The following is a 14,936-nucleotide window of genomic DNA, read 5'->3' on the forward strand; positions in this document are numbered from 1 at the left end:
CCTTTGAGAACTTTACGGTCCTAGCAGAACCTGTTTAGAACGCGTCCTTCCAAGCGCGCAAGCCAGCAAAAACAGTACTTGGCGTGGGGTTTATGGTGCCGTTCCGTTCGTCTAGTTTTTCTTTAACGGATGTTTCGGTGGTGCGCAAAAAGGGATTGGTCAGCTTTTCCAGAGCCAGGGTTGATGGCAACGTGATGCGATTGTGAGCCCGTAATTGGGTAACGTCGTCGAAGCGTTGGGCAATGTGCGGGTTTTGTGGCTCAACCGCCTTGGCGAAGCGCAGGTTGCTCAGGGTGTATTCGTGGGTGCAGTACACCAGCGTTTTTGCCGGCAGGGCCGCCAGGCGTTCCAGAGAATGGTGCATTTGTTCCGGGGTACCTTCGAACAGGCGGCCACAACCGGCGGCGAACAGTGTGTCGCCGCAGAATAGCAGCGGCGTTTCCGGCTGGTCACAATAATAGGCAATGTGTCCCAGGGTGTGTCCTGGCACGGCAATTATCTGGAAATCCAGGCCCAGAACGCGCACGCTGGCGTTGTCGTCCAGGGCGACGTCGCGACCCGGAATGTGCTCCTGCGCAGGGCCGTATACGCGGGCACCGGTGGCTGCTTTGAGCTGCTCGACGCCGCCGACATGGTCGTGATGGTGGTGGGTGACCAGGATGTCACTCAGTTGCCAGCCCGGGTGGCGCTCAAGCCAGGCCAGCACCGGTGCCGCGTCCCCCGGGTCGACCACTGCACAGCGCTGGTTGGCAGTGTCTTGTAACAACCAGATGTAGTTATCGGTGAAAGCGGGCAGGGCATCGATCTGTATCATGGTGCGATTCGCCAAACGTTGGACATGGGTGCATCTTAGTAGTTATGTCCACTGTCGAGAACCTTCTAGGGAGACTGCAATGACCGATCAAGCCTTCGCCCAGGCCGATCCGCAGTGGCTGGAGCTGATCAGCCTGGCCCGCGACTGGTTCGCTGGCCCCCTGGGGCAGTTGATGCTTCATGAAGAGCAGCGACTGCTCGAAGAAGAGCTGGGCCGCTACTTTGGCGGTTATCTGGTGCATTACGGTCCCTGCGCCGAGGCGCCACCCAAGGCCCCGCAGGTGCAGCGCAACGTGCGCCTGGGCGCGCCCCTGCCGGGGGTGGAGATCGTCTGCGAAGAACAGGCCTGGCCGCTCAGCGAGCACGCCGCCGATGTCGTGGTGCTGCAACATGGCCTGGACTTCAGCCTGTCGCCCCATGGCCTGCTGCGTGAAGCCGCCAGCAGCGTGCGCCCCGGAGGGCACTTGCTGATTATCGGTATCAATCCCTGGAGCAGTTGGGGCGTGCGGCGGGTGTTTGCCCATGATGCCCTGCGCAAGGCCCGTTGCTTTTCGCCGTCTCGAGTGGCCGACTGGCTCAACCTGCTGGGTTTCGCGCTGGAGAAACGCCGCTTCGGGTGCTATCGTCCGCCGCTCGCGTCCCCCGCCTGGCAACAGCGCCTGGCCGGTTGGGAGCGGGTCGCCGGTGGTTGGCAAGGTGCCGGTGGTGGCGTGTATCTGCTGGTGGCACGCAAGATGGTGGTCGGCCTGCGGCCACTGCGTCTGGAGCGTCGCGAGCCGATGGGCAAGCTGCTGCCGTTGCCAATGGCCAAGGTCAACCGGCGCCATTCCGAACCCTGAACCCGGGCCCTGTGGGCGCGGGTTTTTACTGTGTTGAAAAGGTTGTGCATGAGCGATAGCGTCGAGATCTACACCGATGGAGCCTGCAAAGGCAACCCTGGCCTGGGTGGCTGGGGTGTGTTGATGGTATGCAAGGGTGTGGAGAAGGAACTGTGGGGCGGTGAGCACAACACCACCAACAACCGCATGGAACTGATGGCTGCGATCAAGGGCCTTGAGGCGCTCAAGCGCGAGTGCGAGGTGTTACTGGTTACCGACTCCCAGTATGTAATGAAAGGCATCACCGAATGGATGGTGAACTGGAAAAAGCGCGGCTGGAAGACGGCCGCCAAGGAGCCGGTGAAGAACGCCGACCTGTGGCAGTTGCTCGATGAGCAGGTCAATCGCCACAAGGTCACCTGGAAATGGGTGCGTGGCCATGTCGGCCACGAAGGCAACGAGCGCGCCGATCAGTTGGCAAACCGTGGCGTTGACGAGCTGCGCGGGCGCTGACCTTTACGCAGGCCGCCACAGGGTAGCGCTCTGAGGTAGAATGGTCGGCTTTCACCATACAAGCAGTTCGCGACAGGAGGCCACCGGCGTGGATATTCAGAGCAACAGGTCGGTCGTCCTCGACACCGAAACCACGGGTATGCCCGTCACCGACGGCCACCGCATCATCGAGATCGGTTGCGTCGAACTGATGGGACGACGCCTGACCGGGCGGCACTTCCACGTCTACCTGCAACCCGACCGCGAGAGTGATGAGGGTGCCATTGGCGTTCACGGCATCACCGACGCCTTCCTGGTCGACAAGCCGCGCTTTGCCGAGGTTGCTGAAGAGTTCTTCGAGTTTATCCAGGGCGCGCAGCTGATCATCCATAACGCGGCGTTCGACGTTGGTTTCATCAACAACGAATTCGCCTTGCTGGGCCAGCACGACCGCGCGGACATCTCGCAGCACTGCACCATCCTTGACACCTTGATGATGGCGCGGGGCCGTCACCCAGGTCAGCGCAACAGCCTCGATGCGTTGTGCAAACGCTATGGTGTCGACAACTCCGGTCGTGACCTGCACGGCGCCTTGCTCGACTCCGAGTTGCTGGCCGATGTCTACCTGAACATGACCGGTGGCCAGACCAGCCTGTCGCTGGCCGGGCAGGGTGCCGATGGCGAGGAAGACAGCGGCGATAGCCGTGGTAGTGAAATTCGCCGCCTGACCGGGCGTCAACCCGGGCGCATCATCCAGGCCACCGAGCAGGAACTGGAAGCGCATATTGCGCGCTTGGAAGCCATTGCCAAATCGGCCGGTGGCCCGGCGTTGTGGCAGCAGTTGTCCGCGGGCAGCTGAGGCGGTTTACCGCGCAAGGGGGCTGGCGAGCTTCTACCCTGAATTGACTGACACGTCATTCGCAGTAGGCGCCCCCTTATGTACAAGGACCTCAAGTTCCCTGTTCTGATCGTTCACCGCGAGATCAAGGCCGATACGGTCGCCGGCGAGCGGGTGCGAGGCATCGCCCAGGAACTGGCCCAGGACGGCTTCACCATCTTGCCGGCCATTGATTACGCCGAAGGCCGCCTGGTTGCCTCAAGCCATCATGGGCTGGCCTGTTTGTTGATTGCCGCAGAAGGCGCCGGTGAGAACACCCACTTGTTGCAGCATATGGTCGAGCTGATTCGACTGGCCCGTTTGCGTGCGCCGCACCTGCCAATTTTTGTCCTGGGCGAACAGGTGACACTGGAAAATGCGCCGGCTGACGTCATGAGTGAGCTGAACCAGCTTCGCGGCATTCTTTACCTATTTGAAGACACCGTGCCATTTCTGGCTCGTCAGGTGGCGCGAGCAGCGCACATCTACCTGGATGGGTTGCTGCCACCGTTTTTCAAGGCGCTGGTGCAGCACACGGCACAGTCCAATTATTCCTGGCACACCCCCGGCCATGGCGGTGGGGTGGCGTACCGCAAAAGCCCGGTAGGGTTGGCTTTTCATCAGTTCTTCGGTGAGAACACCTTGCGCTCGGACCTGTCGGTGTCCGTACCGGAACTGGGTTCGCTGCTCGACCACACCGGGCCGCTGGCGGCAGCCGAGGCCAGGGCGGCAAAGAATTTCGGCGCCGATCACACCTTCTTCGTCATCAATGGTACGTCCACGGCCAACAAGATCGTCTGGCATTCGATGGTCGGTCGCGATGATCTGGTGTTGGTAGACCGCAACTGTCACAAGTCGGTGGTGCACGCCATCATCATGACCGGGGCCATCCCCCTGTACCTGTGCCCGGAGCGCAACGAGCTGGGCATTATCGGGCCGATCCCGTTGAGCGAATTCAGCCTTCAGGCGATCCAGGCCAAGATTCAGGCCAACCCATTGAGCCGGGGGCGGGCAGCCAAGGTGAAGATGGCGGTGGTGACCAACTCCACCTACGACGGATTGTGCTACAACGCCGAAATGATCAAGCACGTGCTGGGCAACAGCGTCGAAGTGCTGCACTTCGATGAAGCCTGGTACGCCTATGCCGCATTTCACCCCTTTTTCGCCGGACGCTTTGCCATGGGTACATCCGTCGGCGCCGACAGCCCACTGGTGTTCAGCACCCACTCGACTCACAAGTTGTTGGCGGCCTTCAGTCAGGCCTCGATGATTCATGTGCAGGACGGCGGAGCCAGGCAGCTGGATCGCGACCGCTTCAATGAAGCCTTCATGATGCATATTTCGACGTCGCCGCAGTACAGCATTCTGGCTTCACTGGACGTGTCATCGGCAATGATGGAAGGACCGGCGGGGCGTTCACTGTTGCAAGAGATGTTTGATGAAGCCCTGAGCTTTCGTCGGGCCATGGCCAATCTGCGCCAGCATATTGCTGCTGACGACTGGTGGTTCAGTATCTGGCAGCCGCCGCAGGTCGAGGGCGCCCGCGAGGTAAGCACTGGCGACTGGTTGTTGGCACCGCAAGCGGACTGGCATGGCTTTGGCGACGTGAGTGATGACTATGTATTGCTCGACCCGATCAAAGTCACCCTGGTCATGCCTGGCCTGAACGCCGGCGGCGCGCTGAGTGAGCATGGGATACCGGCAGCGGTGGTCAGCAAGTTCCTCTGGGAGCGCGGCCTGGTAGTGGAAAAGACCGGGCTCTACACCTTCCTGGTGTTGTTCTCAATGGGCATTACCAAGGGCAAGTGGAACACCTTGCTGACTGAACTGCTGGAGTTCAAGCGCAACTACGACGCCAATACCAGCCTGCTCGAAAGCCTGCCGTGTGTAGCCCAGCTTGATCCACAGCGTTATCAGGGCTTGGGCCTGCGCGATCTGTGTGACCAGCTGCACGCCTGCTACCGCAGCAATGCCACTGCCAAGCAGCTCAAACGGTTGTTTACCGTATTGCCCGAGGTGGTCATGAAGCCTGCCGATGCCTATGACCGGATGGTGCGCGGGGAGGTGGAAGCGGTGCCGATCGATCGATTGCTGGGGCGCATCGCGGCAGTGATGCTGGTGCCTTATCCACCGGGGATTCCATTGATCATGCCGGGGGAGCGTTTCACCGAGGCTACCCGTTCAATCATCGATTATCTGGTGTTTGCCGCTGCATTCGACAGCGGCTTTCCCGGCTTTGTCGCCGATGTGCATGGTTTGCAACATGAAGGCGGCGAGCACGGGCAGGTCTATACCGTCGATTGCATCAAGGAATGCGGATGATTTCGACGCCGCTGCGTGCCAGCTCGAAACGGTCGTCACCCAAGTGGTTGACCTTGTCGCCGATCGCCAGCTTGTAGGTTGTGATGGGCAGGGATGCGGCACTACCGTCGGCCTCGAGCGTTGCTTCCTGGAACTCATGAACGGGGTAGATACGGCCTTCTGCGTCCCGTGCATGAAACTGTCCGACCAGTACTGCTGTCATTTACCGTGCAACCTCTAAAAATATTCTGTCAGGCATAGACCACTGACTTGGGGGGTAAGTTTTGTTCGAACGGAAAAAAACTTCAGGTACCGGGTAGATCATCTATACCTACAAGTTCCTTTGTTCTATTTGTCAGGAAATTGCCATGAGCCAAGAGTATTCGGTAGCGGTCGTCGTCGGCAGCTTGCGCAAGGCCTCGTTCAATCGCAAAGTCGCCCTTGCACTGGCGGAGCTTGCGCCCTCGAACCTCAAATTGAACATAGTCGAGATTGGCGATCTGGCTCTTTATAACGAAGACATCGATGTCGAGCCACCCGCCTCCTACAAGACTTTCCGCGAACAGATCCGCAACAGCGATGCGGTTCTGTTCGTCACGCCGGAATACAACCGCTCGGTGCCGGGGGTGTTGAAGAACGCCATTGATGTCGGTTCAAGACCTTATGGGCAGAGTGCCTGGAGTGGCAAGCCGGGGGCGGTGATCAGTGTGTCGCCAGGGGCTGTGGGCGGGTTTGGGGCCAACCACCATTTGCGCCAGTCACTGGTGTTTCTCGATGTGCCCTGCATGCAGCAGCCGGAAGCCTACATCGGTGGCGCTGCAACGCTGTTCGACGACAATGGCAAGCTGTCCGAAAAGGTCCGTCCGTTCCTGCAGACCTTCATTGACACGTATGCCGAGTGGGTTGCACGGCACCAGAAATAGCCAGAAGGCCCTATCACCGGTATTGCCGGTGGTAGGGCCTCAAGGTTCTACACCGCTTGCGGCATCTCGCCCCGCGCCAGGCGCTTGTTGATATCGGCGATGACTTCCGGCAGCTCGTTGATCGTGTCGATCAGGTAATGCGGGCGGGAGCCCTCGAACATCGCGTGAATACGCTTGCGTTCGCTGTCCAGGGTATCCGAAGCCAGGGCGCGATAGCCTTCATAAGTCAGGCCCAGGGCATTGCCTGAACAGACCAGTGCCACGGTCCACATGCCTCCACGACGACCTTCGAGGATGCCGGGGACGGTATCGTCAACTTTGACGCAGGCCGCCACGTCGTCGATACCCAGGGCAATCACGTTGGCCAGCGCCTGGGCAGGCCATGGACGACCATTAGGCGTTTCATCGGTGGCAACCACGTGATCGGCGACATAGCCATTCTGCGCGGCCAGCTCGACTACCTTGTCCATCACCACCTTCGGATAACCGGAGCAGGAACCGATCTTCAGCCCCTCCTTGCGTAGGCCGGTCAAGGTGTCCAGGGCGCCGGGAATCAATGCCGAGTGAACGGCAATTTTTTCGATCTGCAGGGGCATGAAGCGCTCGTAAATGGCGGTCACGTCATCGTCAGTCGGTGTACGGCCGAACACTTTGCGATAGCGCTCGGCAATCTGCGGCTGGTCGCACAAGGTGCGGATGTGATCCCACTTGCCCATGCCCATCGGGCCACGGGCCTCTTCGATTGAGACTTCAACGTCGAATTCGGCAAAGGCTTCGACAAAAATCTGGGTCGGCGCGAAGGAGCCAAAGTCGACCACGGTGCCGGCCCAGTCAAGGATGGCGGCTTGCAGTTGCGTCGGGTTGCTGTAGTTCATGTGCGAGTTCCTTGAAAGAGGGTCAGCGATTCAGATATCCAGTACTTCCATTTCCCGCAGCACCTGGGCCACAGCGTTCACGGCGGCTTGCATGCCGTCCGGTCCGACGACGCCGATGCAGCCGACGCGGAAGGTCTCGACCTGGGTCAGCTTGCCCGGGTAGAGGATGAAACCTTTGGCCTTGACCCGCTCATAGAAGTCTTTGAACTGGTAGCGCGGGTCGTTGGGTGCGTGGAAGGTGACAATGATCGGCGCCTGGATCTCGGCCGGCAGAAAGCTGCGCAGGCCAATCGCAGCCATGCCGTCGAGCAGGGTCTTGCAGTTGTCGGCATAGCGTTGGTGGCGAGCAGGCAGGCCGCCTTCCTCGTTGTATTGCAGCAATGCCTCATGCAGTGCCGCCACTACATGGGTGGGCGGGGTGAAGCGCCACTGGCCGGTCTTGGCCATGTAAGCGTGTTGATCCTGCAGATCCATGGCCAGAGACGGCGAGTTGCCCTCGGCGGCAGCCAATGCGGTCTTGTTGGCGAACACGAAGCCCATGCCGGGCACGCCTTCCAGGCACTTGCCGGAGGCCGCGATCAGGGCATCGAACGGCACTTCGCTGGCGTCGATCGGCAGCGCGCCGAAGGAGCTCATGGCATCAATGATCAAGCGCTTGCCATGGCGCGCCACGACCTGGGCGATTTCCGGCAGCGGGTTGAGGATGCCGGTGCTGGTTTCGCAGTGAATCAGCGCCACGTGGGTGATGGCGGTGTCAGCGGCCAGCAGGCGATCGACGTCTGCCGCCGTGGTGGGCTGGTCTTCAGCGGTTTCAAAGGTGCTGTAGGCGCGGCCCAGCACTTTGCAGATCTTGGCCAGGCGCTGGCCGTAGGCACCGTTGATCAGCACCAGGACTTTGCCGTCACGTGGTACCAAGGTACCGATGGCGGCCTCGACGGCGAATGTGCCGCTACCTTGCAGGGGGACGCAATGATGGCTGTCGGCGCCGTTGACGATGGCCAGCAGTTGTTCGCAGAGGCTGGCGGTCAACTGGTTGAAGTCACGATCCCAGGACCCCCAGTCCACCATCATCGCTTGGCGCGTGCGGGACGAAGTGGTCAGGGGGCCGGGGGTCAGCAGGATAGGGGCGTTACTCATTCCGGTGGTCCTCACAAGCGGTGGGCTGAATCTACGGGACCTAAGTTGCAATTCTGCGCGCCATCAATCAAATTGTTTGTTGTTATGCCAGCTATAAGTCAGGCCGATAGATATGAACTTGTTCCAGCTTCGAGCGTTTGATGCCGTGGCCCGGGAGGGCAGTTTCACCCGCGCCGCCGCAAGGCTGTTCATCAGCCAGCCGGCCGTTACCGGCCATATCAAGGCACTGGAGGAGCACTACCAGATCACCTTGCTACGCCGGACGGCGCGGCGTGTAGAGCTGACCGAGGAGGGCACGCGCCTGGCGGCCATCACCCGCGCCATGTTCGGCCTGGCTGAGGAGGCGCAGGCCATGCTCGAGGCCAACCGGCAGCTGCTCACCGGGCGCCTGGAAGTAGCTGCGGACGGGCCGCACCGGGTCATGCCAATGCTCGCCCAGTTGCGCGCGCGGTACCCGGGCATCACGGTCAACCTGCGTTTGGGCAATGCCCAGGAAACCCTGGCCGCGCTGCTCAGTGAGCATGCCGATGTGGCCGTACTGACCGAGGTCGAACCACGCAAGGGGCTTTACCTGCAAAGCCTGGGTGAGTCGCGGATCTGTGCGTTGTTGCCGGCAAGTCACCCCTGGGCGGCTGACGCACAGTCACTGTCGATCAACGCGTTGGACCGGCAAATCATGGTGCTGCGCGAGCCCAGTTCGATCACCCGTCGCACCTTTGATCAGGCGTGCAGCCAGGCCAGCATTCATCCCAGGGTGTTGCTGGAGCTGGACAGCCGAGAGGCAGTGACCGAAGCAGTGGCCGCCAATCTCGGTATAGGTATCGTTTCGTCGGTGGAGGTCAGCCATGATCCGCGCGTCGTGGCGCGTCCGATGGCCGGTGCAGGCTTGCTCAACCAGCACATGATCGGCTGCCTGGAGCGTCGCCGTGAACTGCGCCTGATTCAAGCGTTTCTGAGCCTGGCGCCGACCGTATGAAGCGCTACTGGCATTTTCTGCCGGTGTCCCTAAGATGGCCGGTAAACAAGACAGGCAAGGCGAAGTACAGTTGATGGCGGGCAAAGACACCATCTCGATGCAATTGGTGCGCGAGGCGCTGCTGCAGAGTTGTGCACCAGGCGCACCGACTCAGGCGTTGCTGAGTCGTATCGGTATCGATCCTGCACTGCTCGAGCAATTGGGTGCACGCGTACCCGCCAGTGCCTATGCTCAGCTGTGGCGGTTGCTGGCGCGGCGCTGCAACGACGAGTTTTTTGGCATGGACCCTCGCGGCTTGCGCAGTGGCAGCCTGGCGTTCCTTTGTCGTGCGGCGATGGCCCAGCCGACGCTGGGGGTAGCGCTGGACACAGCCCTGACCTTTCTGTCGTTGATGCTTGAAGACCTGCAACCCACGCTGGTGCGTCAGCAAAGCCTCGCCGAAATCGTCATTGGCGAGCCGCGCGAACAGCCGCGCCGCGCTTTTACCTACTTCACCTTCTGGATGATCGTACACGGCGTCGCTTGCTGGCTGGCCGGGCGGCGTATTCCGATTCTGGCGATCGAACTGCGTTGCGACGAGCCGCCTTTTTGTGATGATTACCGGGTGATGTTCTCGGAGAACTTGCAGTTCAATCGCCCGCGCTCACGGATGATCATTGCTGCCGATTGCCTTGATCTGCCGCTCAAACGTAGCGAAGAAGAACTGCAGCGATTTCTCGCCGAGGCACCTGGAAATATCCTGGTCAAGTACCGTGATCCGGCCAGCCTGGCGCGTCGTATCCGCTACGATCTGCGCCAGATGGACCCTGCCAAGTGGCCCGACGCCGATCGTCTGGCGCGCCATCTGTGCCTTTCGGCTTCGACCCTGCGACGTCGTCTGGCCGAGGAGGGGCAAACCTATCAGGGGATCAAGGACAGCGTGCGGCGGGAGCTGGCGATCACGTGGCTGGCCGAAGTCGAACTGGGGTTTGCGGACATCGCCGAACGCTTGGGCTTTGCTGACAGCAGCTCATTCTACAAGGCATTTCGCAAGTGGTTCGGGTGTAACCCCGGGCACTATCGAGCGGTGATTTTGCAAGGCCAGTCTGTGCATTGATTACGAGAACTTTCCTTCTGCATTAGCAGGTCAGGGCGGTGGAAGCTTGATGGCTCCGACCATCATGTGGAAAGCCGCCATGAACCAAAGCCAGCCTACCCTCAGCCCGGGCGCCGTTGCAGCCAAAATTGCCAATGCAACGGATGATTTCATCAAGGAACGCCTGCCCGATTGGCTGTCCGGTGCTTCGCCTGAGCAAGTCAACGCGATACGTGATTGCTGGCAGGCGCACGCGACAAGCCAGACGTACCTTCATCAGTTGAGTACGAGGATTATATCTCCGGATAGCTATACCGTTGACGGGCTTCAACGCTTTGTGCAGGAACTGGGCGTGACGCAAACGCTTGATGGCCTCTACTGGCGAGAGTTGCGACGCTCATTTCGTGTTCCGGTGGGGGGCGGGCTACCAGCGGACACAATTAACTTTGTCCACCAGCCTGCCTTGCAGCGTCTCATGCAGAATTTCGAGCCTGATGCGAGCTTCTATCTGGGATCGGGCCTGGCTACATCAAACAAGGACCCTGTCCCGCAGGACAGCCAGGCGGATCTGGTCAATTCCGAGCCTGATGTGATTGCGCTGTTTTGTCGCGAAGAAGATCTAGGCGAGGATTATCAGGCCCATCTTGACCTGATTTTCGACGAGAAAGCTCAAAGCACTCTGGCACACGACAAGCGTAAAGGGCTGGCGCTGGTGGCCGAGATCGCCGCAGTGAAGCAGGAGATCACTCAGGCTGATGTGCAGATGCTGCGGCAGCTGGTTGCAGACGCTTCGCAGCCTTCTGCATCTGTCGCGGGTTGGCGTGCCTTGCTGTTCCACGTGTTGAACTGCCCGGTTGACGGAGCGCTGGCATTTGAGCAGACCGACGCTCAGGGGCAAGTACAGCGTGTGTTGTTGTACTTGCCTGATGCGCCCCGGCGCTCACTGTACAGTTTCAACGGGTGGTCGCAGTTGAACGACGCTTTGGCCACGGATCTGGGTAAAAAGGAGATGGATGCGTACTTGCGTCGCAGGATCGGCCTCAAGCAATTGCCCGGACTGCTCAACACCTTGAGCAAGCGCCTCAAGGACCCGTCACCTGACCTGGAACCGAAAGGTCAGGCGCCGGCCGCCGATGTCTTTGTAAGCCTGGCGACTGAGCAGGTACGTCGCCTCAAAGAAGACGCCAGGCTGATGTTGGTGCCGACAGAAGATGCCGATCACGCGGCATCCGAAAAGCGCCTGGAACAAATGAAGGATGCTGGTCTGCTGTTGCTCAACGTCGCGGGTTTCTTCGTTCCGGTGGTGGGCGGTCTTCTGTTGGCGCAGACGGTTGTGCACGTTCTTTCGGAAACCTTTGAAGGCGTACGCGACTGGTCACGTGGTCATCGGCATGAAGCCATGGAGCATTTTCTCGGTGTGGCCGAAACCGTCGCGGTCGGGGCCGCTGTCGCTACAGGTGCAGGGGTTGTAGCGCGAGGGTTTACGCGCAGCAATTTTGTTGAGGGGCTGGTGCCAATCAACAACGATGCTGGCGCGAAGCGCCTGTGGTCTGAGGACCTGAGCCCTTTTGCGGCGCAGGATGTCCCCGAGCATCTGGAGGTACTGGACAGCGGCCTCTACACCGATGGCCAGCGTTTTTGGTGGCAGCACGAAAGCACGTTCTATCAGGTTCGCCAGGGTCAGGGACGTTGGCGCTTGCAGCATCCACTGCGCCAAGACGCTTATGCCCCGTTGTTGACCTTCAATGGTGAGCGCGGTTGGCGTTTGAGGTATGAGCGGCCGCTTGAGTGGCAAGGCAGCGCATTACTGCTGAGCCGGCTCTGGCCGCAAGCCACCAGCCTCGATGCCCAGAGAGTCGAGCAGGTCCTGCGGGTAGCAGGCGTTGACGACGATGAGTTGCGCGGTTTGCTGGTGGAGAATCGGCCATTGCCGGTGGGCTTGCGCGACACCTTGGAGCGCTTCGATGTCGATGTTCGAATCGATACATTTTTCACCGAACTGGCGCAGGTCACAACAGATCAAAGCGAGTCGGCGTACTACACATGGTGCCTGGAGCACATCGACGCTGCTGGCCTGAGTGCGGCGGAGCAACATGACGAAGTTCTGGCGCAGGCTGAGCGTTTGCGCGAAGGCCTGTTTGAGCATTTCTCCCGCCAATATGTGACTGCCGAAGACGGCCAGGCCTTGCTGCAGCGGGATTTCCCAGGGCTACCGGACGCTTATGCGGCGCACCTGTTGCAGCAGGCGGACGACGCTCAGCGGTTGCGGCTGGTCGATGAACAGCGCATCCCGCTGGCGCTGGCGGAACAGGCGCGATCACTGCAGCGACATGCCCGCCTGATACGGATGCGCGAAGGGTTGTATCTACGTAACAGTTATCAGCCCGACTCGGTCGAGTTGGTGTTCAACTTGCTGCGCCAAAGCGCACAATGGCCGAACAGTATCAATCTTGAGTTGCGTGATGGTTCCGAGAGTGGCCGGCGACTTGCTGTGCTGGATCCTCAGAGCCCAAAAGCGCATACCTTGGTGTGGCGTGAAGGGAGTTTCCGGCTCTACGACGAAAAAGGTTACGAGTTGGACCTCGAAATACCTGAGCCCGCACACTTGCCCGAGGTCCTCCTGACCGTTCTGCCTACGTCTGATGTAAAGCGTCTGAAGTGGGATGGCGCTGAGGGTGCTCAACACGTGCGGCGCGATCTGCAGCGTTGGGTGCCGACTAAAGCTCAGCAGCTTGAGCGACTGATGGGCTGGCGTGAGATCAAGCCGTGGTTCAACCCGGGAGTGCGCCTTGCCGATGGGCGGGTGGGCTATTTGCTAAGTGGGCGCGGGCAAGGAGTCAATGCTGCTCATGACACCTTGCGTGCGCGGATTCGCGCCCTCTATGTCGGCTTCAATGAAAATGAAGTGGAAGATTACCTCAACATTCTGCTACAGGGGGATGGCTCGGCATTCGACATCTTGTTGAATCAGGAGCATGAATACCTGCAGCTGGATGTCGCCCTGGAAGCCTGGGAGCTTGGTGGTGCGCAGCACTCCAGAGCGCGCGCGCGTCGGGCCATTGCCGAGGAGCTACGGCGGTGCTGGCGTTTGCAGGGGGAGCCTCTCCTGGATATCCATAGTCAATCCCAGGGAATGCGCCTGAGTCTGATTGGCGCGGCAATTCACGAGTTGCCGGAGCTGCCTCCCAGGGTTGATTTCAACCATGTTACCGACCTGGTCCTGGTCAATCTGCAGTTACAACAGCTTCCCGCGAGTTTTCTGCAGCATTTCCGTAGGGTTCGATGGCTTAACCTGGGCAGCAATGAACTCACTGCACTGCCTGCGGGGCTGGAACACTTACATGAGCTGCGAGCGCTGCGATTGCACAGTAACCGCATTCGCATGACCGGGCCGGGTGCAAGTCTGCTGACAGGGCTGCCACGACTGCGTACGTTGAACCTCAACGACAATCCACTTGGCCTGATCGGCCTGCATTTTCAAAGTATTTCGCAATTGAGCGAGCTATTCATGCGCAACTGTCAGCTGCAGACAGTGCCATCGGGGCTGATCTGGTGCGCAATGCTGGAGCATGCTGACCTGCGCAACAACCAGATCGCCACTGTACCGGAAGAGATCCTGCAAGCACCGCGCAGATTGCGGCGAACGTTGATGTTAGAGGGCAATTCACTGTCCGTTACGGTAAGGGAGCGCCTGCGTGCCCCCGATCCCGTGGTTACCCGTCCCTACGTGCCTGGCCCGGAAACCGGCAGGCGAGTGTGGACCCAGGATCCGGATACTCAGGAGCAGCAACGCCGTGGTGCAGTGTGGGACAGCGTGCGGGCCGAGCCAGATAGCCAGGACTTCATTGAACTGATCGGCGAGTTGTCTGGTACCAGCGATTTTCGTCAAGCCCGGGAAGACCTGGACCGTCGCGTGTGGGAGGTGCTCGACGCCGCACAGGAAAGTACAGCGCTACGCCAGGAACTGTTCAGCCTGGCGGCGGTACCGCGAACCTGTGTCGACAGTGTCGCTTCCTGTTTCAGTGCGCTGGAAGTGCGGGTTTTCGTTGCGCGAGCGCTACAGCGCAGTGCTCGGGGGCAGGCGCAAATTGCGCGTGTGGACCTGGCAAGGCGTCTGTTTCGCTTGGCGCGGGTCGAGCACATTGCTCGTGAAGATATCAACGCGCGTATCGCGGCGGGGCGGGGGGTTGATGAGGTTGAGGTCAGCCTGGCGTATCGCAGCGGTCTGGCACGTGAACTGGGTCTACCGGGCCAGCCAGGCTCAATGCAGTTTCAGGCCATCGCCAGTGTCAGTGATGCGCAACTTGCTGATGCTGCCCGGGCGGTTCGTGAAGCGGAGGCCACTGATGCCCTGATAGCCTACGTCAGTCAGCTGGACTTCTGGCTGGAATATCTGCGCAGCGAATACGGCGCGCGATTTACCGAAGCTGAACAACCGTTCTGGGATCGGCTCGAGGCGCTGGGGACGGGAGACGATGCCAGTGTCCAGGCGCAGGCCAGGCGGTTGGCCAGCGAGCGGGAGGCCGCGGTGGAGGCACTGGTGCTGGACTTGACTCGCGATGCCCTGGCAACCGAGCGGGTTGCTCAGGGAAGTAGCTGACGCCGGTTCAGGTGTGCGGCCAAACCAGTCATCCAGTTTGACAGCTTTG

At 60.3% G+C, this 14,936-nt stretch carries 12 protein-coding genes; 8 read left to right on the plus strand and 4 right to left on the minus strand.

What is annotated here, in order from left to right:
* Positions 1–34: 34 nt before the first annotated feature.
* Entirely contained in the window at positions 35–814 is a 780-nt protein-coding gene (gloB, locus tag DM813_RS25985; RefSeq protein WP_128326257.1) for a hydroxyacylglutathione hydrolase, read from the minus strand.
* 79 nt (positions 815–893) lie between these two features.
* On the opposite strand from gloB, the gene DM813_RS25990 reads away from it, so the two are divergent.
* The 4 genes from DM813_RS25990 (at position 894) to DM813_RS26005 (ending at position 5,322) form a co-directional block, all read left to right on the plus strand.
* The gene (locus tag DM813_RS25990) at positions 894–1,652 is read left to right on the plus strand and encodes a methyltransferase domain-containing protein (protein WP_128326258.1); all 759 of its coding nucleotides are present in this window, start codon (positions 894–896) and stop codon (positions 1,650–1,652) included.
* A 48-nt stretch (positions 1,653–1,700) separates the two neighbouring features.
* The gene (gene rnhA / locus DM813_RS25995; RefSeq protein WP_128326259.1) at positions 1,701–2,144 is read left to right on the plus strand and encodes a ribonuclease HI; all 444 of its coding nucleotides are present in this window, start codon (positions 1,701–1,703) and stop codon (positions 2,142–2,144) included.
* Between the two features lie 40 nt (positions 2,145–2,184).
* Positions 2,185–2,982: a DNA polymerase III subunit epsilon gene (gene dnaQ, locus DM813_RS26000; protein ID WP_128326260.1), complete on the plus strand. Its 798-nt coding sequence runs from the start codon at positions 2,185–2,187 to the stop codon at positions 2,980–2,982.
* A 78-nt stretch (positions 2,983–3,060) separates the two neighbouring features.
* Positions 3,061–5,322: an Orn/Lys/Arg decarboxylase N-terminal domain-containing protein gene (locus DM813_RS26005; protein WP_128326261.1), complete on the plus strand. Its 2,262-nt coding sequence runs from the start codon at positions 3,061–3,063 to the stop codon at positions 5,320–5,322.
* Here DM813_RS26005 and DM813_RS26010 read toward each other — a convergent pair.
* On the minus strand, positions 5,306–5,524 hold the full coding sequence (locus DM813_RS26010) for a hypothetical protein (protein WP_128326262.1): 219 nt from the start codon (positions 5,522–5,524) through the stop codon (positions 5,306–5,308). The two genes, DM813_RS26005 and DM813_RS26010, sit on opposite strands and share 17 nt — an antisense overlap.
* A gap of 145 nt (positions 5,525–5,669) precedes the next feature.
* On the opposite strand from DM813_RS26010, the gene DM813_RS26015 reads away from it, so the two are divergent.
* Positions 5,670–6,224, plus strand: coding sequence for an NADPH-dependent FMN reductase (locus DM813_RS26015; protein WP_128326263.1), 555 nt, complete (start codon positions 5,670–5,672; stop codon positions 6,222–6,224).
* Between the two features lie 47 nt (positions 6,225–6,271).
* On the opposite strand, the gene phnX is transcribed toward DM813_RS26015, so the two are convergent.
* Positions 6,272–7,099, minus strand: a complete 828-nt coding sequence (gene phnX, locus DM813_RS26020) for a phosphonoacetaldehyde hydrolase (protein ID WP_128326264.1) — start codon at positions 7,097–7,099, stop codon at positions 6,272–6,274.
* 30 nt (positions 7,100–7,129) lie between these two features.
* Positions 7,130–8,236: a 2-aminoethylphosphonate--pyruvate transaminase gene (locus tag DM813_RS26025; protein WP_128326265.1), complete on the minus strand. Its 1,107-nt coding sequence runs from the start codon at positions 8,234–8,236 to the stop codon at positions 7,130–7,132.
* 112 nt (positions 8,237–8,348) lie between these two features.
* On the opposite strand from DM813_RS26025, the gene DM813_RS26030 reads away from it, so the two are divergent.
* From DM813_RS26030 to DM813_RS26040, 3 genes are all read left to right on the plus strand, one after another.
* A complete protein-coding gene (locus DM813_RS26030) occupies positions 8,349–9,212 on the plus strand; it encodes a LysR substrate-binding domain-containing protein (RefSeq protein WP_128326266.1) in 864 nt (287 codons plus the stop codon).
* 73 nt (positions 9,213–9,285) lie between these two features.
* Positions 9,286–10,308, plus strand: a complete 1,023-nt coding sequence (locus DM813_RS26035; protein WP_128326439.1) for an AraC family transcriptional regulator — start codon at positions 9,286–9,288, stop codon at positions 10,306–10,308.
* Positions 10,309–10,357: 49 nt separating this feature from the next.
* Positions 10,358–14,887, plus strand: a complete 4,530-nt coding sequence (locus tag DM813_RS26040; RefSeq protein ID WP_128326267.1) for an NEL-type E3 ubiquitin ligase domain-containing protein — start codon at positions 10,358–10,360, stop codon at positions 14,885–14,887.
* Positions 14,888–14,936 lie beyond the last annotated feature (49 nt).

Origin of the sequence: Pseudomonas alkylphenolica (assembly GCF_004025535.1) — a bacterium.
In the GTDB taxonomy this organism is placed as follows: domain Bacteria; phylum Pseudomonadota; class Gammaproteobacteria; order Pseudomonadales; family Pseudomonadaceae; genus Aquipseudomonas; species Aquipseudomonas alkylphenolica_A.